19 protein-coding genes are annotated in these 22014 nt (G+C 60.6%); 5 read left to right on the forward strand and 14 right to left on the reverse strand.

Features of this window, described 5'->3' with window-relative positions:
* Positions 1 to 60 precede the first annotated feature (60 nt).
* The 13 genes from HCU66_RS01395 to dksA all read right to left on the reverse strand — a co-directional run bounded on the left by HCU66_RS01395 (position 61) and on the right by dksA (position 16372).
* A complete protein-coding gene (locus HCU66_RS01395) occupies positions 61 to 1077 on the reverse strand; it encodes a class I SAM-dependent rRNA methyltransferase (protein ID WP_205886673.1) in 1017 nt (338 codons plus the stop codon).
* Between the two features lie 95 nt (positions 1078 to 1172).
* Positions 1173 to 3110 carry an acetate--CoA ligase gene (gene acs, locus HCU66_RS01400; protein WP_205886674.1) on the reverse strand — a complete coding sequence of 646 codons (1938 nt, stop codon included), beginning with the start codon at positions 3108 to 3110 and terminating at the stop codon, positions 1173 to 1175.
* A 171-nt stretch (positions 3111 to 3281) separates the two neighbouring features.
* Positions 3282 to 4946 (reverse strand): glucose-6-phosphate isomerase, encoded by a 1665-nt coding sequence (gene pgi, locus HCU66_RS01405; RefSeq protein ID WP_205886675.1) that lies wholly within the window; start codon positions 4944 to 4946, stop codon positions 3282 to 3284.
* A 228-nt stretch (positions 4947 to 5174) separates the two neighbouring features.
* Complete coding sequence (panD, locus tag HCU66_RS01410) at positions 5175 to 5555, reverse strand: aspartate 1-decarboxylase (protein WP_205886676.1); 381 nt, start codon at positions 5553 to 5555, stop codon at positions 5175 to 5177.
* 128 nt (positions 5556 to 5683) lie between these two features.
* Positions 5684 to 6544: a pantoate--beta-alanine ligase gene (gene panC / locus HCU66_RS01415; RefSeq protein ID WP_205886677.1), complete on the reverse strand. Its 861-nt coding sequence runs from the start codon at positions 6542 to 6544 to the stop codon at positions 5684 to 5686.
* Positions 6541 to 7341, reverse strand: a complete 801-nt coding sequence (gene panB / locus HCU66_RS01420; RefSeq protein ID WP_205886678.1) for a 3-methyl-2-oxobutanoate hydroxymethyltransferase — start codon at positions 7339 to 7341, stop codon at positions 6541 to 6543. The genes panC and panB overlap by 4 nt, the downstream gene beginning before the upstream one ends.
* Positions 7342 to 7683: 342 nt before the next feature.
* On the reverse strand, positions 7684 to 8169 hold the full coding sequence (gene folK, locus HCU66_RS01425; RefSeq protein WP_205886679.1) for a 2-amino-4-hydroxy-6-hydroxymethyldihydropteridine diphosphokinase: 486 nt from the start codon (positions 8167 to 8169) through the stop codon (positions 7684 to 7686).
* Between the two features lie 3 nt (positions 8170 to 8172).
* Positions 8173 to 9573, reverse strand: a complete 1401-nt coding sequence (locus HCU66_RS01430; protein ID WP_205886680.1) for a polynucleotide adenylyltransferase PcnB — start codon at positions 9571 to 9573, stop codon at positions 8173 to 8175.
* Positions 9574 to 10303: 730 nt separating this feature from the next.
* Positions 10304 to 11740, reverse strand: a complete 1437-nt coding sequence (locus HCU66_RS01435) for a sigma-54-dependent transcriptional regulator (protein WP_205886681.1) — start codon at positions 11738 to 11740, stop codon at positions 10304 to 10306.
* Positions 11741 to 11762: 22 nt separating this feature from the next.
* Entirely contained in the window at positions 11763 to 14717 is a 2955-nt protein-coding gene (locus HCU66_RS01440) for a sensor histidine kinase (protein ID WP_205886682.1), read from the reverse strand.
* Positions 14701 to 14877 (reverse strand): hypothetical protein, encoded by a 177-nt coding sequence (locus tag HCU66_RS01445; RefSeq protein ID WP_003176118.1) that lies wholly within the window; start codon positions 14875 to 14877, stop codon positions 14701 to 14703. Before HCU66_RS01445 ends, HCU66_RS01440 begins: the two co-directional genes overlap by 17 nt.
* A gap of 77 nt (positions 14878 to 14954) precedes the next feature.
* Positions 14955 to 15851, reverse strand: coding sequence for a tRNA glutamyl-Q(34) synthetase GluQRS (gene gluQRS / locus HCU66_RS01450; protein ID WP_205886683.1), 897 nt, complete (start codon positions 15849 to 15851; stop codon positions 14955 to 14957).
* A gap of 77 nt (positions 15852 to 15928) precedes the next feature.
* On the reverse strand, positions 15929 to 16372 hold the full coding sequence (gene dksA / locus HCU66_RS01455) for an RNA polymerase-binding protein DksA (RefSeq protein ID WP_205886684.1): 444 nt from the start codon (positions 16370 to 16372) through the stop codon (positions 15929 to 15931).
* 333 nt (positions 16373 to 16705) lie between these two features.
* On the opposite strand from dksA, the gene HCU66_RS01460 reads away from it, so the two are divergent.
* Positions 16706 to 17878, forward strand: coding sequence for a pyridoxal phosphate-dependent aminotransferase (locus HCU66_RS01460; RefSeq protein ID WP_205886685.1), 1173 nt, complete (start codon positions 16706 to 16708; stop codon positions 17876 to 17878).
* Complete coding sequence (gene sfsA, locus HCU66_RS01465; protein WP_205886686.1) at positions 17878 to 18585, forward strand: DNA/RNA nuclease SfsA; 708 nt, start codon at positions 17878 to 17880, stop codon at positions 18583 to 18585. The genes HCU66_RS01460 and sfsA overlap by 1 nt, the downstream gene beginning before the upstream one ends.
* Here the strand turns inward: sfsA and HCU66_RS01470 are convergent.
* Positions 18582 to 18899 (reverse strand): Rieske (2Fe-2S) protein, encoded by a 318-nt coding sequence (locus tag HCU66_RS01470; RefSeq protein WP_205886687.1) that lies wholly within the window; start codon positions 18897 to 18899, stop codon positions 18582 to 18584. The genes sfsA and HCU66_RS01470 overlap by 4 nt on opposite strands.
* 276 nt (positions 18900 to 19175) lie before the next feature.
* Between HCU66_RS01470 and HCU66_RS01475 the strand changes: the two genes are divergently transcribed.
* The 3 genes from HCU66_RS01475 to HCU66_RS01485 are packed head-to-tail and all read left to right on the forward strand — an operon-like array spanning position 19176 to position 21808.
* Positions 19176 to 20159: a FecCD family ABC transporter permease gene (locus tag HCU66_RS01475; RefSeq protein WP_205886706.1), complete on the forward strand. Its 984-nt coding sequence runs from the start codon at positions 19176 to 19178 to the stop codon at positions 20157 to 20159.
* Positions 20159 to 20926: a heme ABC transporter ATP-binding protein gene (locus tag HCU66_RS01480; RefSeq protein WP_205886688.1), complete on the forward strand. Its 768-nt coding sequence runs from the start codon at positions 20159 to 20161 to the stop codon at positions 20924 to 20926. The genes HCU66_RS01475 and HCU66_RS01480 overlap by 1 nt, the downstream gene beginning before the upstream one ends.
* A 12-nt stretch (positions 20927 to 20938) precedes the next feature.
* Positions 20939 to 21808, forward strand: coding sequence for a ChaN family lipoprotein (locus HCU66_RS01485; RefSeq protein ID WP_205886689.1), 870 nt, complete (start codon positions 20939 to 20941; stop codon positions 21806 to 21808).
* Positions 21809 to 22014: the final 206 nt, after the last annotated feature.

The raw sequence follows: 22014 nt of genomic DNA on the forward strand, positions 1-22014 counted from the left end.
CGTTTGCGGTTCCGAAGCAATCACGCTTTATAGGATTTGTCTGATTATCGGTATGGATTTTCAGAGCTGCAGAATCAGCGTTTTCAGCGGCGGCTGTTGATCCATCGACGGAAAGTCACTGCCCGGTGTCAACACGCTCCACTCTCGCACCGGGCGCCCGGCCTTCTCTGCGCAGCGCAGCACCTGTTCGCGCCAATCGTCCATGCCGACCTTCGCCAGGTTGTTGCAGCAGATCAGTACGCCGTCTTCGGCAGTGGTCAGCAGTGCCGGTTTGAGCAGGCTCTGATAGTCGCGCAACAGGTCGACGGTGCCGAAAGCGCTCTTGGCCCAGGCCGGTGGATCGAGCAGCACCAGATCGTATTGACGCGGGTCCAGGCGTTGATAGCTCGGCAGTTTCTGCCCGCGCCGCTGGCTGATCGGCAGGCCGGCCAATTGACGGATCGCCGGGAAGTAATCGGACTGGATGAATTCCATTGTCGGTAATTGCGGATTGAGCAGGCCGTTCTCACGGCCGACCGCCAGATTGCCTTCGGCAAAGTCCAGGTTGCACACCTCGCTTGCTCCACCGGCCGCGGCACAGAGGCCGACGCCACAGGTGTAGGCAAACAGGTTCAGCACACTTTTGTTTTTGCTGTGTGCCTTGACCCAGCCACGGGCATTGCGAAGGTCGAGGAACAGCAACGGATCCTGACCGGCATGGCGCCCGCGAACCCGATAATTGAGCCCCCATTCGTGACCGATCAAATCTTGCAGGGCGGCCTCGTCGGCGCGGTAGACAGTGTCTTCGCGGTCGATGCGTGAGTTGCCGCGGGAGCGATCGTTGTAGACCAGCAGGGTGTCGAGGCCCAGCTGTTGATTGACGGTCTCGTGCAATTGGAGCAAGGCGTCACGCTCCAGCGCCTGGTGAAAACTTTGCACCAACAGTTGCGGGCCGTAGCGGTCGATGGTCAAGCCGCCGGCACCTTCCTGGCTGCCGTGGAACAGGCGATAGCAATCGGTGCCTTGTTGATGCAGCTCGGCGAGCAGGTCCTGGCGACGATCGAGGGCGGCGCACAGCGCCTGATTCAAGGAAGACATGCTGGGCGCCTTGCAGGGGAGAATTGGGGGCGCGGGAGTTTAACAGCTATGGACTGATCGTTCCCACGCGTGGGAACGATCATTGCGCGAACGATTTACGAGTTCAGGCGTTTGTCGATCAAGCCCTGCACCACGCTCGGGTCGGCAAGAGTCGAGGTGTCGCCCAGGCTGTCGAGTTCGTTGCAGGCGATCTTGCGCAGAATCCGTCGCATGATCTTGCCCGAACGGGTTTTGGGCAGGCCCGGGGCCCACTGGATCAAGTCCGGTTTGGCGAAACTGCCGATTTCCTGGCTGACATGGGCCAACAGTTCTTTCTTCAATTCATCGTTGGGTTCGACGCCGTTCATGGGCGTGACAAAGGCGTAGATGCCCTGGCCCTTGATGTCATGGGGATAACCGACCACGGCGGCCTCGGCAATGCTGTTGTGCAGCACCAGGGCGCTTTCCACTTCGGCGGTGCCGATGCGGTGCCCGGAGACGTTGATCACGTCGTCGATGCGCCCGGTGATCCAGTAGTCGCCATCCTCGTCGCGGCGTGCGCCATCGCCGGTGAAGTAGTAGCCGGGATAGGGCTTGAAGTAGGTTTCGACCATCCGTTTCGGGTCGCCGTAGACGCTGCGGATCTGCGCCGGCCAACTGGACTTGATCGCCAACACGCCGCTGCCGGCGCCTTTGATTTCCTTGCCGTGTTCATCGAGCAACACCGGTTGCACGCCGAACATCGGTTGGGTGGCGCAACCGGGTTTGACCCGTTGGGTGCTGACCAGCGGGCTGATCATGATGCCGCCGGTTTCGGTCTGCCACCAGGTATCGACAATCGGGCAGCGCTGTTGACCGACCGTATTGAAGTACCACTCCCAGGCTTCCGGGTTAATCGGCTCACCGACAGTGCCGAGTAGTCGCAGGCTTTCGCGGGACGTTTCCTTCAACGGCTCTGGACCTTCACGCATCAACGCGCGCAGGGCGGTCGGGGCGGTGTAGAAGATGTTTACGTGGTGTTTGTCGATCACCTGCCAGAAGCGCGAGGTGCTGGGATAGCTCGGTACGCCTTCGAAGATCAGTGTGGTCGCGCCGTTGGCTAATGGCCCGTAGACGATATAGCTGTGGCCGGTCACCCAGCCGACATCGGCGGTGCACCAGAAAACTTCACCGTCGCGATAGTCGAGCACGTACTTGAAGGTCATCGCCGCTTGCAGCAAGTAGCCGCCGGTGGTGTGCAACACGCCTTTGGGTTTGCCGGTGCTGCCGGAGGTGTAGAGGATGAACAGCGGGTCTTCGGCATCCATTGGTTCGGGCGGGCACTCGTCATCGACGTCGCGCAGGGCCTGGTGATACCAGAGGTCGCGGCCTTCGACCCAATTCACCGGGTTTTGAGTGTGTTCGACCACAATCACGCTGCTGACATCGGGGCAGCTTTGCAGGGCCTTGTCGACGTTCTGTTTGAGTGGCACGAATTTACCGCCGCGCACGCCTTCGTCGGCGGTGATCACGGTGCGGCAGTCGGCGTCGAGGATCCGGTCACGCAGTGAGTCGGGAGAGAATCCGCCAAACACCACCGAATGAATCGCGCCGATGCGTGCGCAGGCGAGCATGGCGTAGGCGGCTTCGGGGATCATCGGCATGTAGATGCACACGCGGTCGCCTTTCTTCACGCCACGGCTTTTGAGCACGTTGGCCAGTCGACAAACGTTGTGATGGAGTTTTTTGTAGGTGATTTGGGTGGATTCGGCGGGGTCATCGCCTTCCCAGAGGATTGCAACTTGATCGCCGCGTTTTTCCAGATGACGGTCGATGCAGTTGTAACTGACGTTCAGCTTTGCGCCGGCGAACCAGCTCGCCTCACCGGTTTTCAGGTCGTATCGCTGGACGGTCTGCCACGGGGCGCTCCAGTCGAGAAAGCGTGTGGCCTGTTCGGCCCAGAAGGTGCTGGGGTGTTCGACGGATTGGCGGTACAGGCGTTGGTAGTCGTCTTGACTTAACTGTGCAGCCCGGCGGACGGCATCGGCTTTGGGGAACGTGCTGATATCGAACATGACGGTTCCTTATTCTTGTTTTGCGACAAGAGGGGAGCTGCGCGACCCTCGTAGGAGCTGGCTTGCCAGCGAAAGCGATGGATCAGTCAACACACGTGTGGACTGACACACCACCTTCGCTGGCAAGCCAGTTCCTACAAGGTTAGTACCGTCTGTAGGACTGGCGTCAGATCACCCGCGGTGACGACCGCGGAAGTAGTTGATCAGGCCTTGGGTGGAGGCATCTTCGGCCAGGGTTTCTTCGCTGCCGACCAGACGGTTGTAGACGCCTTTGCCCAGCTCCTTGCCCAGCTCCACGCCCCACTGATCGAAGGCGTTGATGCCCCAGATCACGCTTTGCACGAAGACTTTGTGTTCGTACATCGCCACCAGTGCGCCGAGGCGACGCGGGCTGATGCGCTCGACCACCAGGGTGTTGCTCGGACGGTTGCCCGGAATCACCTTGTGCGCTGCGAGCTTTTTCACGTCGGCTTCACTCATGCCTTTGTCGCGCAGCTCGGCTTCGGCTTCGGCAAGGGTCTTGCCGAGCATCAGTGCCTGGCTTTGCGACAGGCAGTTGGCGTACAGCCACTGGTGGTGGTCGGACACCGGGTTGAAGCTGACGATCGGCACGATAAAGTCGGCCGGAATCAGTTGGGTGCCCTGGTGCAGCAACTGGTGGTAAGCGTGCTGACCGTTGCAGCCGACGCCGCCCCAGATCACCGGGCCGGTATCGGTGGACACAGGCGTGCCGTCCTGGCGCACGCTCTTGCCGTTGGATTCCATGTCCAGCTGTTGCAAGTGCTTGGTGATGTTGCGCAGGTAGTGGTCGTACGGCAGGATCGCGTGGCTCTGCGCGCCCCAGAAATTGCCGTACCAGACGCCGAGCAACGCCAGCAGCACCGGCATGTTCTGTTCGAATGGCGCGCTCTGGAAATGCTGGTCCATGGTGTAGGCACCGGACAGCAGCTCCTTGAAGTTCGACATGCCGATGGCCAGGGCAATTGGCAAACCGATGGCCGACCACAGCGAGTAACGGCCGCCGACCCAATCCCACATCGGGAAGATGTTCTCTTCGCGAATACCGAACGCCACCGCCGCCGCGTTGTTGCTGGAAACGGCGATGAAGTGACGGTACAGCTCGGCTTCCGAACCGCCCTGAGCCAGGTACCAGGCGCGTGCGGCCTGGGCGTTTTTCAGGGTTTCGAGGGTGTTGAAGGATTTCGACGAGACGATGAACAGCGTGGTCTCGGCGCGCAGCTTCATGGTCAGTTCGTGGAATTCGCTGCCGTCGATGTTCGCCAGGTAATGGCAGCGCACGCCTTTCTGGGCGTAGGACAGCAGCGCTTCGGACACCAGTTCAGGGCCGAGGAACGAGCCGCCGATGCCGATGTTCACCACGTCGGTGATAGGCTTTTCGGTGTAACCGCGCCACAGACCGTCATGGATACGGCCCACGAGGTCGGTGATCTGGTTCAGCACTTTATGCACGTCGGGCATCACATTGACGCCGTTGACCGACAGTTTGTCGCCCACTGGGCGGCGCAGTGCGGTGTGCAGGGCCGGACGACCTTCGGAAGAGTTGACGATCTCGCCCGAGAACAGCGCTTTGATCGCGCCCTGCAGGTCGACTTCGTTGGCCAGGCCTACCAGCAGGTTGCGGGTCTCGGCGTTGATCAGGTTCTTCGAGTAGTCGAGAAACAGGCCGCAGCTGCTGAGGGTGAATTGAGTAAAACGCTGCGGATCGGCATTAAAGGCTTCGCGCATGCTGAAATCCTGCATGGCTTGGCGGTGGTCATTCAGCGCTTGCCAAGCGGGCAGAGCGGTAACGTCGTGAGGAGTGCGGTAATACGCCATCGCTGCGGTTTTCCTTTTACTTGAACGGCCTTTTAAACACATAAAAATCCCGGAGCGCTGCGGGTGGGCGTCCGGTCAACTGCGTCGACACGATTTCTGGCGCAGGGCGAATACAGTAAACCTCGCGCTGCAATCTGTCTTGACTTTGTCTGACCTGCTCCCGGTACTTTTTTAACATTTGACCGGGAACGGTCCGACAAACGGAAGGCTGGAAGAGGAGCGGCTCGATCAGGCGACCTGAACCGGAATGGCGTTGCTGGTGTGGCTCAGTTCGTTACCCGGCGCCATGTAAAGCATGCGCGGCTTGAAGTTGAGCAGTTCGGCTTCGCTGTAGTGGGCGTAAGCGCAGATGATCACGCGGTCACCGACCTTGGCCTTGTGCGCGGCAGCACCGTTGACCGAGATGATGCGTGAGCCTTCTTCGCCACGAATGGCGTAGGTGGTGAAGCGTTCGCCGTTGTCGATGTTGTAGATCTGGATCTGTTCGTACTCACGGATGCCGGACAGGTCCAGCCATTCGCCGTCGATGGCGCAGGAGCCTTCGTAATCGAGTACAGCATGGGTGACTTCGGCGCGATGCAGCTTGGCCTTGAGCATGATGGCGTGCATGAGTGTTTCCCCAGGTCGGAATCGAACGGCGGGCAGTTTGCCCGAAGGCTTTGTGGGCGGCAATACAACGCAAAAGATCGCAGCCTGCGGCAGCGATACCGGGAGGCTGCGATCTTTTGATCTTGCCGTTAAGACGTAGCGTCGAGGTTCAGATGCAGGTTGTCGATCAACCGCGTCGTGCCCAGGAACGCTGCCACCAGAATCACCAGATCCCGATCTTCGGTCGTCGCCGGACGCAAGGTCAGCCCATGGCGAATTTCCAGATAGTCCGGGCGCAGCCCGGCGGCTTCGAGTTGCTTGATCTGCTCGTTGATCAGCGTCGGGTAATCGCGCTCGCCCTGTTTGATCGCGTCGCTGATCCGGGTCAGGGTGCGATAGACCTCTGGCGCGATGGCCCGCTGTTCTTCGCTGAGGAAACCATTGCGTGACGACAGCGCCAGGCCGTCGGCGGCCCGCACGGTGGGTTCACCGATGATCTGGATCGGCATGTTCAGGTCATGCACCAGAGCACGAATCACCGCCAATTGCTGGAAGTCTTTCTGGCCGAAGATCGCCAGGTCCGGCTGGACCATGTTGAACAGCTTGCTGACCACGGTCGCCACTCCTTCGAAATGCCCCGGACGGCTGGCGCCGCACAGGCCTTCGGAAAGTTGCGGGACGCTGACGCGGGTCTGGCCGGCCATGCCGTCGGGGTACATTTCTTCGACGCTTGGGGCAAATAGCAGATGGCAACCGGCCTGGAGCAGTTTCTCCTGATCGGCGGCCAGGGTTCGCGGGTACTTGTCGAGGTCTTCGCCGGCACCGAACTGCAGCGGGTTGACGAAAATGCTCGCGACCACGAAATCCACCCGTTGGGTGGCTTTGGTAATCAGCGCGATATGACCGCTGTGCAGGTTGCCCATGGTCGGCACGAAGCCGATGCGCTTGCCTTCGCTACGGGCACGGGCCACGGCGGCCCGCAGTTCGCGTACGGTTTTTACGGTGTTCATGCAGAGAATCCGTGTTCGATGCCAGGGAAAGTCGCCGCTTTGACTTCAGTGACGTAAGCGCTCAAGGCGGCTTGAATGCTGGATTGGTCAGTCATGAAGTTTTTCACGAATTTTGGCACGCGACCGGTAATGGACAAGCCCAGCATGTCGTGCAGAACCAGTACCTGGCCGTCGGTGCCACTGCCAGCGCCAATGCCGATCACCGGGATCTTCACCGCCTGGGAGATTTCTTCGGCCAGTTCGCTGGGCACGCATTCGAGCAGCAGCATGGCCGCGCCGGCCTGTTCCAGGGAAATCGCGTCGGCACGCATCTGGCGCGCCTGGTTCTCGTTGCGGCCCTGGACTTTATAACCGCCAAGGATGTTGACCGATTGCGGCGTCAGCCCCATGTGCGCGCACACCGGGATGCCGCGTTCGGCCAGCAGACGGATCGAGTCGGCGAGCCACAATGCCCCTTCAACCTTGACCATGTGCGCACCGGCCTGCATCAACAGGGCGCTGTTGGTCATGGTTTGTTCGAGGGTGGCGTAGGCCATGAAGGGCAGGTCGGCGAGGATCAGGGCATCGGCGTTGCCACGTTTGACGGCTGCCACGTGGTAGGCCATTTCAGCGGTGGTCACCGGTAGGGTGCTGTCGTGACCTTGCAAGACCATGCCGAGGGAGTCGCCCACCAGCAGCACTTCGACCCCGGCCTCATTGCAGGCGTGGGCGAAGGTCGCGTCATAGCAGGTCAGCATGGTGATCTTTTCACCTTTCTGCTTGAGGCTCTGGAGCGTGGTCAGGGTGATGGCTGGCATGAAAAAAATCCTCATTACAGGCGCTATGGAAACTACTGCGAGTAACGCGCGTGATTCGTCATTTATACAGGCGCACCCTCTTTCGTGGTGCTTGTAAGGCCTGGATTGCGCCCTTTTGCGCCGTGTTGGCGGCAGCGGGACGCCTATAGTCGTGAGGAGAACCCGGGAAGTCAATTGCATGTGTTACCGCATTGTTACGCGTGGGGTGTTACCGGCGTTACTGATGCGATTCAGCAGATTTGTGATGGGCTTGTATCGTCAAAGAGATCGCAGCCTTCGGCCGCTCAGGTTCGGCCGACATCTGCAGGCGCTGCCAAAGGGCTGCGATCTTTTTGCGGCAACTCAGGCTGCTGGCAGACGTTCCAGGCCGACGAACGGGCAGGCGGCGAGCAGTTCTGTGAGGGTGCGGCCGTCGGCCAGGCGCAAGTCCGCCGGTGCCAGCTCGGCCAGCGGATAGAGCACAAAGGCTCGTTCCTGCAGGTGGTAGTGGGGGACTTTGAGGCGGGGTTCGTCGATCAGTCGATCACCGAACAGCACGATGTCCAGATCCAGCGTGCGCGGCCCCCAGCGTTCAAGGCGCTGGCGGCCTTGACCGTTCTCGATGGCTTGCAGGGCATCGAGCAGCTCCAGCGGTGCGAGGTGACTGTCGAGGGCGGCGACCGCATTGGTATAGCGTGGTTGGCCGGGCAGCAGCGAGTCGCTTTGATAAAACCCGGAAACCCCGACCAGTTCGGTCTGTGGCAACCGCGCCAGCGCCAGGGCAGCGCTGCGCAACTGTTCGGCGGGGTCAGCCAGGTTGCTGCCCATGCCGATGTAGATACGTTCCATGACTTACTCGCCTGTCGCGCTCGAGGCGCCGGCAGCGCGCTTGCGCTTGGCACCACCGCTGCGGCGCCGTTTGCGCGGAGCACCGCTGCCGTCGTCCTTGCCGCTGAGGTCGCGGATCATGTCCCGGCGTTCGCTGTCGTTGGCGTCCTGATAGTCGGTCCACCACTCGCCCAGGCCATCGGTCTGCTCCCCGGCACTTTCGCGTAGCAGCAGGAAGTCGTAACCGGCGCGGAACCGTGGGTTATCGAGCAACAGGTCGGCGCGTTTGCCGCTGCGCCGTGGCAGACGCTCCTGCATGTCCCAGATCTCGCGGATCGGCATCGTGAAGCGTTTCGGAATCGCGATGCGCTGGCACTGTTCAGCGATCAGCTCATGCGCCGCTTCCTGCATCGCCGGAATTGGCGGCATGCCGCGCTCTTGCAGGCGCAACACGCGGGCCGGCAGGGCAGGCCAGAGCAGGGCGGCAAACAGGAACGCCGGAGTGACCGGTTTGTGCTGCTTGATGCGCAAGTCCGTGTTGATCAGCGCTTCACTGATCAGCGTATGGGTATAGGTCGGGTTGTATTCCAGCGCTGCCGCACTGGCCGGGAACAGCGGATCGAACAGCTGCAGGTCTACCAGCATCTCGAAGGTGTCCGCGGCATGGCCGGAGAGGAACAGCTTGAGCACTTCTTCGAACAGGCGGGCTGATGGAATCTCGCGCAGCATCGGTGCCAGATCGCGGATCGGCAGCGCGCTGTGTTTTTCGATGCCGAAATCCAGCTTGGCGGCGAAACGCACGGCCCTCAGCATCCGCACCGGGTCTTCCTGGTAGCGTTGTTTCGGATCGCCGATCAGGCGGATCAGGTGATTGCGGATATCGTGTACGCCATTGGCGTAGTCGAGAATGCGCTCGCTGACCGGATCGTAATACAGGGCGTTGATGGTGAAATCGCGGCGTTGCGCGTCTTCTTCCAGGGTGCCATAGACGTTATCGCGCAGAATGCGCCCGCTTTCGTTGCGGGAAGACTGGTTGCTGTCTTCGTCCTCGTCGTTTTGCGGGTGATTGGCGCGAAAGGTCGCGACTTCGATGATTTCGCGGCCAAAGTGGATATGCACCAGTTTGAAGCGACGACCGATGATCCGCGCGTTGCGGAATTCGGCGCGTACCTGTTCAGGGGTGGCGCTGGTGGCAACGTCGAAATCTTTCGGCGTGATGCCGAGCAGCATGTCACGCACACAGCCGCCGACCAGGTAAGCCTGGTAACCGGCGTTCTGCAAGCGTTCGACGATGTTGACCGCATAACGGCTGAATTGCGCCTTTTGCAGCGAATGTTGGCCGCTGTTGAGCACTTCAGGCGTACTGCGGATGTGTTGCGTACGACGCAGGGGAGAACGGAATGACTGGAACAGCTTCTTCAGCATGGGATGCACTGTTTGAAGGAATGTTCGGCCAAAACGAAGAATGACCGCATGATGGGCCGGGATTCTAGCATTTAGTCGGGGGATGGTGTAGGACACAGCAGTTATGAGCTGTAAGCCGCAAGCTTCAATCTGGAAACGAGCTGATGAGAGGGGGGATCGCGGAAACCACAAGGGGAGCCGAAGCTCCCCAAGAAGTAGTTGCGTGCTCTATTTTTATTATTGGTTTCGGGCTTCTTGTTTTTGTTGAGCGCCCTCGCCATGAAGTTTTTCCTTCATGACCCTCCCAATCGGGAGCCAAGAGCAAACGGATTGCTTTGGTCGCTGTGTTGCTGTGATCGAGTGATCCAACCAGTTCAGGCACTGTCTTGGGACAGTTTTTTATTGTTCTCGGCCTGGTCGTGGGGCAAGCCCCAAATGCAACGCCTCTCCAAAAGAATCAGTTAGCTACGCCTCTCGCCGTCTTGTTTTTATTGTGCGTGAGTCGATTCGTCTTATTTTTATTGTCTTGTGCATTACTTGTTATTGTTCTTGTACCGAACATATAGCAGGGTGCGTGCCAACTTTTGTGAAGCCCAGTAAAACAAGGGGTTAGGCGGGCTAATGAAGTTTTTCGAGGCCAAAAAAAACCGGGGCTTCGTTACCGTAAGCCCCGGCTTCTGTTACGTGAAAAAGCTGAGGTAACAGTTTTTCCACAATGTCACGTGTTACCCGCGCATTCGACAGGCGCGGTTCAGCTCTCGCTGGCCACCCCGGTCTTGCGTCGCGGGATGCCCAGGCGCTGACGGCGTTCCCACAGGCATTTGCGACTGACCCCGAGTTTGCGGGCCAGCTCGGTTTCGGTCATGTGATCCTGATGCTCGAGGACGAAATGCTGGAAATAGTCTTCCAGAGACAAATCTTCGGTCGGCTCGTGGCTGGTGTTACCGGCGCTGTTGCCCTGCTGGGGCGCCAGGCCGATGAAGTCGTCGTCTTCCAGATCGCTGAGTTCGATGTCGATACCCAACAGCTCGGCGGAAATTTCCGGGCTTTCGCACAGGATCACTGCGCGCTCGACCGCGTTTTCCAGCTCGCGAACGTTACCTGGCCAGGAGTAATGCCGAATCGCCTGCTCGGCATCCAGGGCGAATTTCAGATCAGTGCGGTTGACCCGCGCGCTCTGCCGCGCCAGGAAGGCATTGGCAATTTCATTGACGTCCGCACCGCGTTCACGCAAGGCCGGCAGTTTCAGGGCGATCACGTGAAGGCGGTAATACAAGTCTTCACGGAACTGACCGATCTTCGCCAGGCTCTTGAGGTCCCGGTGGGTGGCGGCGATCAGGCGTACATCGACTTTCTGCGATTGAACCGAGCCGACCCGGCGGATTTCACCTTCCTGCAATACGCGCAGCAGGCGGGCCTGGGCTTCCAGTGGCAGTTCACCGATTTCATCGAGGAACAAGGTGCCGCCGTCCGCCGCTTCCACCAGCCCGGCACGCCCGGCGCTGGCGCCGGTGAACGCGCCTTTTTCGTGGCCGAACAGTTCGGACTCGATCAGGCTTTCCGGAATGGCCGCGCAGTTCACTGAAATCATCGGTGCCTTGGCGCGTTTGGACAGGTTGTGCAGGGCGCGTGCAACCAGTTCTTTACCGGTACCGGATTCACCCTGGATCAGGACATTGGAATCGGTCGGCGCGACTTTGCGGATCTTGCCGTACAGATCCTGCATCGGCGGGCAGGAGCCAATGATGCCGATTTCGCCGTTGCTGTTGTCGACACCGTTTTTCGCGGCGCCATTGGATGCTTTACCGACGACCGGCTCACCGCTGGCTTGCGTCGATTGCCGGTCACGCAGGATGCGCGCGACGGCCTGAAGCATTTCGTCGTGATCGAAAGGCTTGGCGATGTAATCCACCGCGCCCATCTTCATTGAGTCGACGGCCGAACGCAGGCTGGCGTAACTGGTCATGATCAGCACCGGAGTGCCCTGGCCAAGTTTGATCAACTCGGTGCCCGGCGCGCCTGGCAGGCGCAGGTCGCTGACGATCAGGTCAAACGTGGGAATGCTGAAACGCTCTTGTGCTTCCTGCACGGATCCGGCTTCGCTGACCTGGTACTGGTTACGTTCCAGCAGACGGCGCAAGGCGGAGCGGATAATTGTTTCGTCTTCGACGATCAAAATGTGCGGCATTGATTCGATACTCTCGACGGTCTCAGTTCACAGCGGACGTCGCTTCGACATGACGCGGTAAGGTCACCCTGATACGGGTGCCGCGTTGGCTTTGAACATCAGCCGGGCTGTCGATGGTGATTTGTCCATAATGCTCTTCAACGATGGAATAGACCAGTGCAAGGCCCAGACCGGTGCCTTCGCCAGGGTCCTTGGTGGTGAAGAAGGGTTCGAACAGTCGGTCCATGATGCTCGAGGGAATACCGCTGCCTTCGTCTTCGACGATCAGATCGACCGTGTGTTCGCCGGCTTCGCTCTTGACGCGCACCGCACTGCCCGCAGGCGAGGCGTCGCGGGCGTTTGAGAGCAGGTTGATCAATACCTGGGCGAGCCGCTGCGGGTCACCTTCGACCCAGTGATCGGGGTCGCACAGGTTGTAGAACTGTACTTCGAAATTGCGCCGGTTCAAGGCCAGCAGGCCGATGGCATCTTGGGCCACTTCCGCCAGACAGACGGGTTCGTCACTGTGCTGGTAACTGCCGGCGTGGGCGAAACTCATCAGCGACTGAACGATGCGTGACACGCGTTTGGTCTGCTCGAGGATCTGCCCGCTGATCTCCGTGAGTTCGGCGTCTTCCTCGCGCTCTTCGCGCAGGTTTTGCGCGAGACAGGCAATACCGGTGATCGGGTTGCCGATTTCATGGGCCACGCCAGCGGCCAGCCGGCCAATGCTGGCCAGGCGCTCGGAATGCACCAGTTTGTCTTCGAGCATCTGGGTTTCGGTCAAGTCTTCCACCAGCAGCACCAGGCCGCTGTTACCCGGCGCCAACGGTTCATCGATCGCCGCTTTGTGCAGGTTCAGCCAGCGGGTCTGGCCGTCGAGGGCCAGGTGCTGTTTATGCAAATGCTCGTCCGGCAGATTGATGAAGCCTTGCAGCAGCTCTTTCCACGGATCGGCAATGGTGCTCAAGCGCGAACCGACCACACGCTGCGCGGCAATCCCGGTCAGCTCCTCCATGGCTTTGTTCCACATGAGGATTTCCTGGTCCTTGGCCAACGAGCACACGCCCATCGGCAATTCCTGCAGGGTCTGGCGGTGGTAGCGACGCAAGGCATCGAGTTCGGCGGCAAGACCGGTGAGGCGCGAGTGGTAGTCTTCGAGGCGACTTTCGATGAAGTGGATGTCTTCGGTGACGTAGTTTTCGCCGCCGGCCTTGTAGGGCAGGAAGGTTTCGACCATGTCCTGCGCCACGCTCGGCCCCATCAGGCCAGAGAGGTTGGCCTCGATACGGTCACGCAAACGACGCAAGGCGTAAGGCCGGCGCTCGTCGAACGGCAGATAAAGATCGCGCAACGCCTGTTCGACCTCCTTCTGTGCCGCCTTGGCGCCCAACGGTTTGGCCAGTTGCGTGGCAAATTCCTGAGGCGAGGCGGCATGCAGTTCGCGGCGCTGCGGGCGACGAACATTGTCCACCGCGCAGGCTTCGGCGGCGCTGGCCTCTTCGGGGCTGGCGTTGGTGAACAGTGAAATCAGGGTGAACATCAGCACGTTGGCCGCCAGCGAGGCAATCGCCGCCATGTGCCAACTGGTGTCGTCCAGCACGTAAATCATGTTCAGCAGCGGAATGTAGAAACCTTGCAGATTGCCGACCAACGGCAGCAGCATGGTCACCAGCCACACCAGAATCCCCGCCAGAAGGCCAGCGATGAAGCCTCGACGGTTAGCGGTCGGCCAATACAGCACCGACAACACACCCGGCAGGAACTGCAACGTGGCGACGAAGGCGACGATGCCGAGGTTGGCCAGGTCCTGTTCGGCGCCCAGCATCAGGTAGAAACCGTAACCGGCCATGATGATCGCGACAATCAGCGCCCGGCGGGTCCACTTCAGCCAACGGTAGATATTGCCCTCGGCCGGCGGTTGATAGAGCGGCAGCACCAAATGGTTCAGCGCCATCCCGGACAGCGCCAGGGTGGTGACGATGATCAGCCCGCTGGCCGCCGACAATCCGCCGACATAGGCCAATAGCGCCAGGGCTTTGCTATTGGCGGCGATGCCGATGCCCAGAGTGAAGTATTCCGGATTGGTGGTGGCGCCGAGTTTCAGCCCGGCCCAGAGAATCAGCGGCACGGCCAGGCTCATCAGCAGCAGGAACAGCGGCAAGCCCCAGCTCGCACTGACCAGCGAGCGTGGGTTGAGGTTTTCGGTAAAGGTCATGTGGTACATGTGCGGCATGACGATCGCCGAGGCGAAGAACACCAGCAGCAGCGTGCGCCACGGGCCTTCCTGCAAGGGCGTGTGCAGGGCGGCGAGGGCGGTCTGGTTTTGCAGCAGCCACAGTTCCAGTTGTTGCGGGCCGTCGAACACGCCATACAGTGCATACAGGCCGACGCCGCCAAGGGCGATCAGCTTGATCACCGACTCGAAGGCAATCGCGAACACCAGGCCTTCATGTTTCTCGCGGGTGGCGATGTGGCGTGAGCCGAAGAAAATCGTGAACAGCGTAATCAGGGCACAGAAGCTCAGGGCCACACGATGTTGCACCGGCTCGCGAGTGAGGATGCCGATGGAGTCGGCCACCGCCTGGATCTGCAACGCCAGCAACGGCAACACGCCGATCAGCATGAAAATCGTCGTCAGCGCACCGGCCCAGGTACTGCGGAAACGAAACGCAAACAGGTCGGCCAGGGAAGAGAGTTGATAAGTGCGGGTGATTTTCAGGATCGGGTACAAAAGCACCGGCGCCAGCAGAAAGGCCCCGGAAACCCCAAGGTAGCTGGACAGAAAACCGTAGCCGTACTGGTAGGCCAGGCCCACCGTGCCGTAAAACGCCCAGGCACTGGCGTAAACGCCCAGCGACAGGGTGTACGTCAGCGGGTGGCGAATGATCGCCCGCGGGATCATGCCCCGTTCGCTGACCCAGGCCACGCCGAACAGCACCGCCAGGTACGCGGCGCTGATCAGGATCATCTGGGTCAGGCTAAAGCTCATCGGCATCTTTTTGGCTCTGCAGGATGAAGGTCACGACGATCAGAATCAGCCAGAGCAAATACGGGCGATACCAGGCGCCAGTGGCGTCGATCCACCAATCCATGATGGCCGGGGAGAACAGATAAATCCCCACTACCAGGAGCAGGACCAAGCGATAAATGTACATCCCGGCCTCTCTCTTTTATGCGCGTGCCCGAAAACGTGCGGCGATGGTAACGGATGGGCGCGCCACTGCAAGTGGCATCACTGCAGTTGCGCTTCGGGCAATGTCAGTGTGCGCGGGATCAGCGATGCATCCCAGTGGGCAATGCCCCAGTTCAGCACTTCCCGTGGCGTAGCGTCATTGAGTTCGATAACAGGATTGTGCCCCAGCGCCCGCAATGCGCGCAGTAACAGCGGTGTGGCCTGATCTTCGGTCAGCGGCGGCGAACGATAGGATTTTCCGAGTTTGTGGCCGTCCGGCTGGGTAATCAGCGGGATGTGCAGGTAGCGCGGTTGCGGCAGGCCGAGCAGTTCTTGCAGATAGAGCTGGCGCGGTGTGGAGTCCAGCAGGTCGGCACCGCGCACGATATCGGTGATGCCTTGCCAGGCGTCGTCCAGCACCACTGCCAATTGATAGGCGTAGAGCCCGTCGCGGCGGCGAATCACGAAATCGCCGACCTCCCGGCCCAGGTGTTGACGGAATTCGCCCTGGACCCGGTCGACGACGTGATACTCCAACTCCGGTACGCGCAGGCGGATCGCTGCGTTCTCGGTGCCGTGCCCCGCGTTGCGGCAGAATCCGGGGTAGATGCCGTGATAGGGCTCCAGTTGCTTGCGCGAGCAAGTGCAGGCGTAAGCCAGGCCCTGGCTGAACAGGCGATTGAGGACTTCGGCGTAGGCCGCGTGTCGGTCACTCTGTCGGATCATCTCGCCATCCCACTCGAAGCCGTAGCTTTCCAACGCGTTGAGAATCGCTGCCTGGGCACCGGGTTCTTCCCGTGGCGGATCGAGATCCTCCATGCGCACCAGCCAACGGCCGCCGACCGAGCGGGCGTCGAGATACGAGGCCAACGCTGCGACCAGTGAGCCGAAATGCAGATGCCCGCTGGGTGTGGGGGCGAAGCGGCCGATGTAGGTGGGGGAGGAGATGGCAGTCATGGAGATTATTTAACGTCTAAAAGCGTCAGAAACAAAAACGGAGCGTTCGCACGCTCCGTTCTTCGTTCAAGTCGGAATTATTTGCCGACTTGCTTTTCCTTGATTTCCGCCAGGTTCTTGCAGTCGACGCACATGTCGGCTGTAGGGCGGGCTTCGAGGCGCTTGACGCCGATCTCGATGCCGCAGGAGTCGCACCAGCCGTACTCTTCGTCTTCGATCAGTTGCAGCGTCTTGTCGATCTTCTTGATCAGCTTGCGCTCGCGATCGCGGGCACGCAGTTCGAGGGCGAACTCTTCTTCCTGGCTGGCCCGGTCGGCCGGGTCAGGGAAATTGGCCGCTTCGTCTTTCATGTGATCAACAGTACGGTCGACTTCCTGCATCAAGTCCAGTTTCCACTTGGTCAGGATCTTGGTGAAGTGCGCGCGCATGGGGGCGCCCATGTACTCTTCGCCCGGGGTCGGAACGTAGGGTTCGAAACCGCTGATCGACTGTTGCTGCTGTTGCTTTGCTTGGGTGGGCATGAAATGGACCGCCTCTACTCTTGTAATCCATTGCGCAGGATTGCTCCATCACCGACACCTGCCGGCCCTGCGGCTGCAAGCGGGCGAACTTACCAGATCAAATCGGACCGCGCTACTCCCGGATGTCGAGCCCGCGGCCCACGGCGCTTGCAAAAGATTGCAAAGCCTTGTCTGGTGGCAAGGGAGGCCTGATCAATTATTGATTTTAGCCAAACCTGAGACATACGCTTGAACCGTTTCAGACCAGTGTCATACGGGCTCTGACTGCTTTAGGTTCTCGCTCGTTCCTGCGCTTGGGTAGAATCGACTCTTTTCCCGTTGTAAGGAAGGCTAATGGCTCTGTCCTACAGTGCGCGCAGTCGCGCGATCGAACCGTTCCACGTCATGGCCCTGCTGGCGCGGGCCAACGAGCTGCAAGCGGCCGGTCACGACGTGATTCACCTGGAAATCGGCGAGCCGGACTTCACCACCGCCGAGCCGATCATCCAGGCCGGCCAGGCCGCGCTGACGGCGGGGAAGACCCGTTACACCGCCGCCCGCGGCATTCCCGAGCTGCGCGAGGCCATTTCGGGCTTTTATCGACAGCGTTACGGGCTGAACATCGATCCGCAGCGCATCCTCATCACGCCCGGCGGTTCCGGCGCGTTGCTGCTGGCCAGTGCCTTGCTGGTGGACCCGGGCAAGCACTGGCTGCTGGCAGACCCCGGTTACCCGTGCAACCGGCACTTCCTGCGATTGGTGGAAGGCGCGGCACAACTGGTGCCGGTGGGCCCGGATGTGCGTTATCAGTTGACGCCGGACCTGGTCGCGCGTCACTGGGATCACGACAGCGTCGGCGCCCTGGTGGCATCGCCGGCCAACCCCACCGGAACCATCCTGACCCGCGACGAACTGGCCGGGTTGTCTGCAGCGATCAAGGCCCGCCACGGTCATTTGGTGGTCGATGAGATCTACCATGGCCTGACTTATGGCACCGAGGCGGCCAGCGTGCTGGAAGTCGACGACAGCGCCTTCGTCCTCAATAGTTTTTCCAAGTATTTCGGCATGACCGGCTGGCGCCTCGGTTGGCTGGTGGCGCCTGAAGCGGCGGTCGGTGAACTGGAGAAGCTCGCCCAGAACCTCTATATCAGTGCGCCGAGCATGGCCCAGCACGCCGCACTGGCCTGCTTCGACCCCGCCACCATCGACATTTTCGAGGAGCGTCGCGCCGAGTTCGGTCGACGTCGGGATTTCCTGCTGCCGGCCCTGCGGGAGTTGGGCTTCGGTATCGCCGTAGAGCCGGAGGGCGCGTTCTATTTATACGCCGATATCAGCAAGTTCGGCGGCGATGCCTTCGCGTTCTGTCGCCACTTCCTCGAAACCGAGCACGTTGCGATCACGCCGGGCCTGGACTTCGGGCGCCATCAGGCCGGGCATCATGTGCGGTTTGCCTACACCCAAAGTCTTCCGCGCTTGCAAGAAGCGGTCGAACGGATCGCTCGCGGCTTGAAGAGCTGGCAAGGCTGATGCGCTTTCATCCTCCCCTCGAAGAAGGTCGCCTGATTCGTCGTTACAAACGTTTTCTCGCCGATATCGAAACCGTGGGCGGCGAGTTGCTGACCATTCACTGCCCGAACACCGGCTCGATGCTTAATTGTCAGGTCGAAGGCGGGCAAGTCTGGTTTAGCCGCTCCACCGACCCCAAGCGCAAGTTGCCCGGCACCTGGGAGGTTGGCGAAACGCCACAGGGGCGGTTGTTCTGCGTGAATACCGGGCGCGCCAACGGCTTGATTGAAGAGGCGCTGCGGGCCAATGTCATCACCGAGCTGAACGGCTTTACCGAACTCAAGCGCGAAGTGGCCTACGGTCAGGAAAGCAGCCGCATCGATTTTCGTCTCGATTACCCGAGCGGGCCGGCGTATGTGGAAGTCAAAAGCGTCACCCTGGGCTTCGATGGCTCGGCGGTGGCAGCATTTCCTGACGCGGTGACCCAGCGCGGGGCCAAGCATTTGCGGGAGTTGGCGCATTTGGCCCGGGACGGGATTCGCGCGGTGCAGTTGTATTGCGTGAACCTGACAGGGATCGACGCCGTACGTCCTGCCGAAGAAATCGATTCGGCCTATGCGGCTGCGTTGCGCGAGGCGGTGGCGTGCGGGGTCGAGGTGCTGGCGTATGGCGTGCGCTTGACCCATGAAGAAATGGAGGTCGATCGGCGGCTGGAGGTGCTGCTTTAGAGCGTGACCCAGATCCCTTGCTCGTCTTCGCGGCAGGGGATGGTGGTCAGGGATTGCCCCGCGCAAGGGCCGGCGACGCATTCGCCGTCTTCGATCAGAAACAGTGCGCCATGGGTCGCGCACTGGATCAGGCTGTTGCTGGGGTCGAGAAACTGGTCGGGCTGCCATTCCAGTCCGACGCCACGGTGCGGGCAGCGATTTTCATACACGTAGACCCGACCGCCCCGGCGCACGGCCAGGAGTTTCTGACCGTCGACGTCGAAACCGCGACTGCTGGCGTCAGCCAATTCGGCGCCTGCGCAAAGAAGCTTCATGTCTATCCTCAAATCCTGCGGCTCGTGACCCGATATGTCCGAGCTTGACGTTCAAATGCAAGCAATTATCAAATGGCCGCTCACCCGCAGGGCGATTGCCGGATGCGGAGGATACTTGGCCTGTCATCTCGATGCCCGGGAAAACCGTTAAAGGAAGCTGTTTATGCGCCTGAGTACCCGCGTTGTTGCGTTCTATGGGGTCTATCCCGGTACGACCGGCCAATGACCTTTCTGGTTAAACCCCGTGCGTTATTCATTGGCCTGAGCCTGCTGTGTCTGCTGGCGATCTGGCTGTCGCTGGCGCTGGGGCCGGTAAGTCTGCCCCTGTTCGATACATTGCGCGCGGCACTGCGGCTGATGGGTTTGCCAATCGCGCCTGACGGGCTGGAGCAGGCTGAGCTGATTCTGGGGCAAATCCGCCTGCCGCGCACCTTGCTGGGCTTGGCGGTGGGCGGCGTACTGGCGCTGTCCGGTGTGGCAATGCAGGGGTTGTTTCGCAATCCTCTGGCCGATCCGGGATTGGTGGGGGTGTCCAGCGGCGCCGCCTTGGGCGCGGCCATCGCGATTGTCGGTGGCTCGGTGTTCGGCGGTTTGCCTGAATCTTTCGGGCCCTATCTGTTGTCGGTGTGCGCGTTTCTCGGCGGGTTGGGTGTGACGGCGCTGGTTTATCGGTTAGGTCGGCGCAATGGCCAGACCAACGTCGCCACCATGCTGCTGGCCGGCATTGCACTGACTGCTCTGGCTGGTTCGACGGTAGGGCTATTCACCTATCTGGCGGACGACGCGACCCTGCGCACCCTGACGTTCTGGAACCTGGGCAGCCTCAACGGCGCCAGTTATTCGCGACTCTGGCCATTACTGCTGGTGAGCACTGGCGTGGCGCTGTGGTTGCCGCGTCGGGCCAAGGCCTTGAATGCATTATTGCTGGGGGAATCGGAGGCCGGTCACCTGGGCATTGATGTCGAGAGCCTCAAGCGCGAGTTGGTGTTCTGTACGGCGCTGGGTGTCGGTGCGGCAGTGGCGGCGGCGGGGATGATCGGGTTTGTCGGCCTGGTGGTGCCGCATCTGGTGCGACTGCTGGCCGGCCCCGATCATCGGGTGCTGCTTCCGGCATCGGTGTTGGCGGGGGCCAGTCTTTTATTGTTGGCCGATCTGGTGGCGCGGCTGGCCCTGACGCCGGCCGAGTTGCCGATCGGGATTGTCACGGCCTTCATCGGCGCTCCGTTCTTTCTGTATTTACTGCTCAGAGGGCGTGCCTGATGTTGCGAACGCAGAACCTGCAAATCCGGCGCGGTCGAAAGATTGTTCTCACAGACATCACTCTTGCGCTTAAACCGGGCGAAGTCCTCGGCGTGCTGGGCCCCAACGGTGCCGGAAAAAGCACATTGCTCGGTGCCCTGTGCGGTGAATTTCAGGCGGACCAAGGCAGTGTCTGGCTCGATGAGCGTGAGTTGAGTCAATGGCCCAGAGGGCAGCGTGCCCAGCGTTTGGCGGTGTTGCCACAGGTGTCGACCCTGGACTTTGCCTTTCGCGTCGAGGAGGTGGTCGGCATGGGCCGTCTGCCTTATCAAAGCGGCCGGGTCCGGGATGACGAGATCGTCGCTGCCGCGCTGCGCGCGGCCGATGCGGGGCACTTGAGCGGTCGCAGTTATCTGGCGTTATCCGGCGGCGAGCGTCAGCGGGTGCATCTGGCCCGGGTGCTGGCGCAGCTCTGGCCGGGGGCGGCGGGGCAAACGCTGCTGCTCGATGAGCCGACTTCGATGCTCGACCCGCTGCATCAGCACACGACTCTGCAAGCCGTGCGCGAGTTCGCCGATCGCGGTGCGGCGGTGCTGGTGATCCTGCATGATCTGAACCTGGCGGCGCGTTATTGTGATCGCTTGTTACTGCTCGAAGGTGGGCGTCCCGTGGCGCTGGACACACCGGAACAGGTATTGCGTCCCGAACCGCTCAAGGCCGTGTTCGGACTGGAAGTGTTGGTGCAATCGCACCCGGAGCGTGGGCATCCGTTGATCATCGCCCGCTGAGGTGTTTTAGGGATGAAAACACGCGTGATGGTTCTTCTGGCTGTGCTATTTCTGAGTGCCTGCCAGCATGTGTCGGTACCGCCGCCGGTCAGCGGTGAGATCCGGGATCTGCGCAATGGTCAGACCTTGACGGCGCAGGAGCTGCTTGCACGGTTGGCTGAACCTTCGCGGCTGATCGTCGGCGAGCAGCACGACAATCGTGATCACCATCAGCTGCAATTGTGGTTATTGCAGGCACTGGGTGAGCGACGGCCCCAAGGCAGTCTGCTGCTGGAAATGCTTGCGCCGGATCAACAACGGCGCGTCGATGAGGTTCGGCATGCTTCAGCGCTGCCGACAGATTTGTCCGGCGCATTGTCCTGGCAACCAGGTTGGGACTGGAATCTGTACGAGCCGATTGTCCGTTTTGCCCTGACTCAGCCGTACCCGTTGCTGGCGGCCAATCTGGATACGCTTGAAATCCGTACTGTCTATGCCAAATCGCCGACATTGAGCGGTTCGCGCTCCAACGCCCCGATGGTCAAGGAGACGTTGCTGGCACAAATCAGTGATTCCCATTGTGGCTTGCTGCCCACATCGCAAATGCCCGCGATGCTGGCCGCTCAGCAGCAACGTGACCGGCGGATGGCCGGGCGATTACTGGCTGCACCGACGCCTTCACTGCTGTTTGCCGGCGCATACCACGCACGCAAGGATGTCGGGGTGCCGATCCATGTGCAGGATTTAAGTGAGCACGAGGCGCCAACGGTATTGATGCTGGCAGAGCAAGGTGCTGAGGTCACGCCAGCCATGGCCGATTATGTCTGGTATACGGCTGCCATGCCGCCGCAGGATTACTGCGCGCAAATGCGTAAGCAGTTCGGCAAGCAGTCAGGTCAGTAAACCTGAGGAGTTTTCCACAGGCAAAAAAAAAGACCCGGCAAGAGCCGGGTCAAATAACCGTGATTAGCCTGATGAGGAGATAATCTGAGAGTCCGAACCAAGGGCTTTTCAGAATATCGACCAGTCTCGCGACCAGTTGTGATAATCATAGCGATTCTCATTACCGAGTCAACCATTGATTTCCCATTTCCGTGAATTACGCCATT

It is taken from the genome of Pseudomonas frederiksbergensis, assembly GCF_017114915.1.
Classification (GTDB): domain Bacteria; phylum Pseudomonadota; class Gammaproteobacteria; order Pseudomonadales; family Pseudomonadaceae; genus Aquipseudomonas; species Aquipseudomonas frederiksbergensis_I.

What these genes read in the sequence shown, in the direction of transcription:
- HCU66_RS01395 (WP_205886673.1), bottom strand. Translation starts at nt 1,077, where the DNA reads ATGTCTTCCTTGAATCAGGCGCTGTGCGCCGCCCTCGATCGTCGCCAG.
- acs (WP_205886674.1), bottom strand. Translation starts at nt 3,110, where the DNA reads ATGTTCGATATCAGCACGTTCCCCAAAGCCGATGCCGTCCGCCGGGCT.
- pgi (WP_205886675.1), bottom strand. Translation starts at nt 4,946, where the DNA reads ATGGCGTATTACCGCACTCCTCACGACGTTACCGCTCTGCCCGCTTGG.
- panD (WP_205886676.1), bottom strand. Translation starts at nt 5,555, where the DNA reads ATGCACGCCATCATGCTCAAGGCCAAGCTGCATCGCGCCGAAGTCACC.
- panC (WP_205886677.1), bottom strand. Translation starts at nt 6,544, where the DNA reads ATGAACACCGTAAAAACCGTACGCGAACTGCGGGCCGCCGTGGCCCGT.
- panB (WP_205886678.1), bottom strand. Translation starts at nt 7,341, where the DNA reads ATGCCAGCCATCACCCTGACCACGCTCCAGAGCCTCAAGCAGAAAGGT.
- folK (WP_205886679.1), bottom strand. Translation starts at nt 8,169, where the DNA reads ATGGAACGTATCTACATCGGCATGGGCAGCAACCTGGCTGACCCCGCC.
- HCU66_RS01430 (WP_205886680.1), bottom strand. Translation starts at nt 9,573, where the DNA reads ATGCTGAAGAAGCTGTTCCAGTCATTCCGTTCTCCCCTGCGTCGTACG.
- HCU66_RS01435 (WP_205886681.1), bottom strand. Translation starts at nt 11,740, where the DNA reads ATGCCGCACATTTTGATCGTCGAAGACGAAACAATTATCCGCTCCGCC.
- HCU66_RS01440 (WP_205886682.1), bottom strand. Translation starts at nt 14,717, where the DNA reads ATGCCGATGAGCTTTAGCCTGACCCAGATGATCCTGATCAGCGCCGCG.
- HCU66_RS01445 (WP_003176118.1), bottom strand. Translation starts at nt 14,877, where the DNA reads ATGTACATTTATCGCTTGGTCCTGCTCCTGGTAGTGGGGATTTATCTG.
- gluQRS (WP_205886683.1), bottom strand. Translation starts at nt 15,851, where the DNA reads ATGACTGCCATCTCCTCCCCCACCTACATCGGCCGCTTCGCCCCCACA.
- dksA (WP_205886684.1), bottom strand. Translation starts at nt 16,372, where the DNA reads ATGCCCACCCAAGCAAAGCAACAGCAGCAACAGTCGATCAGCGGTTTC.
- HCU66_RS01460 (WP_205886685.1), top strand. Translation starts at nt 16,706, where the DNA reads ATGGCTCTGTCCTACAGTGCGCGCAGTCGCGCGATCGAACCGTTCCAC.
- sfsA (WP_205886686.1), top strand. Translation starts at nt 17,878, where the DNA reads ATGCGCTTTCATCCTCCCCTCGAAGAAGGTCGCCTGATTCGTCGTTAC.
- HCU66_RS01470 (WP_205886687.1), bottom strand. Translation starts at nt 18,899, where the DNA reads ATGAAGCTTCTTTGCGCAGGCGCCGAATTGGCTGACGCCAGCAGTCGC.
- HCU66_RS01480 (WP_205886688.1), top strand. Translation starts at nt 20,159, where the DNA reads ATGTTGCGAACGCAGAACCTGCAAATCCGGCGCGGTCGAAAGATTGTT.
- HCU66_RS01485 (WP_205886689.1), top strand. Translation starts at nt 20,939, where the DNA reads ATGAAAACACGCGTGATGGTTCTTCTGGCTGTGCTATTTCTGAGTGCC.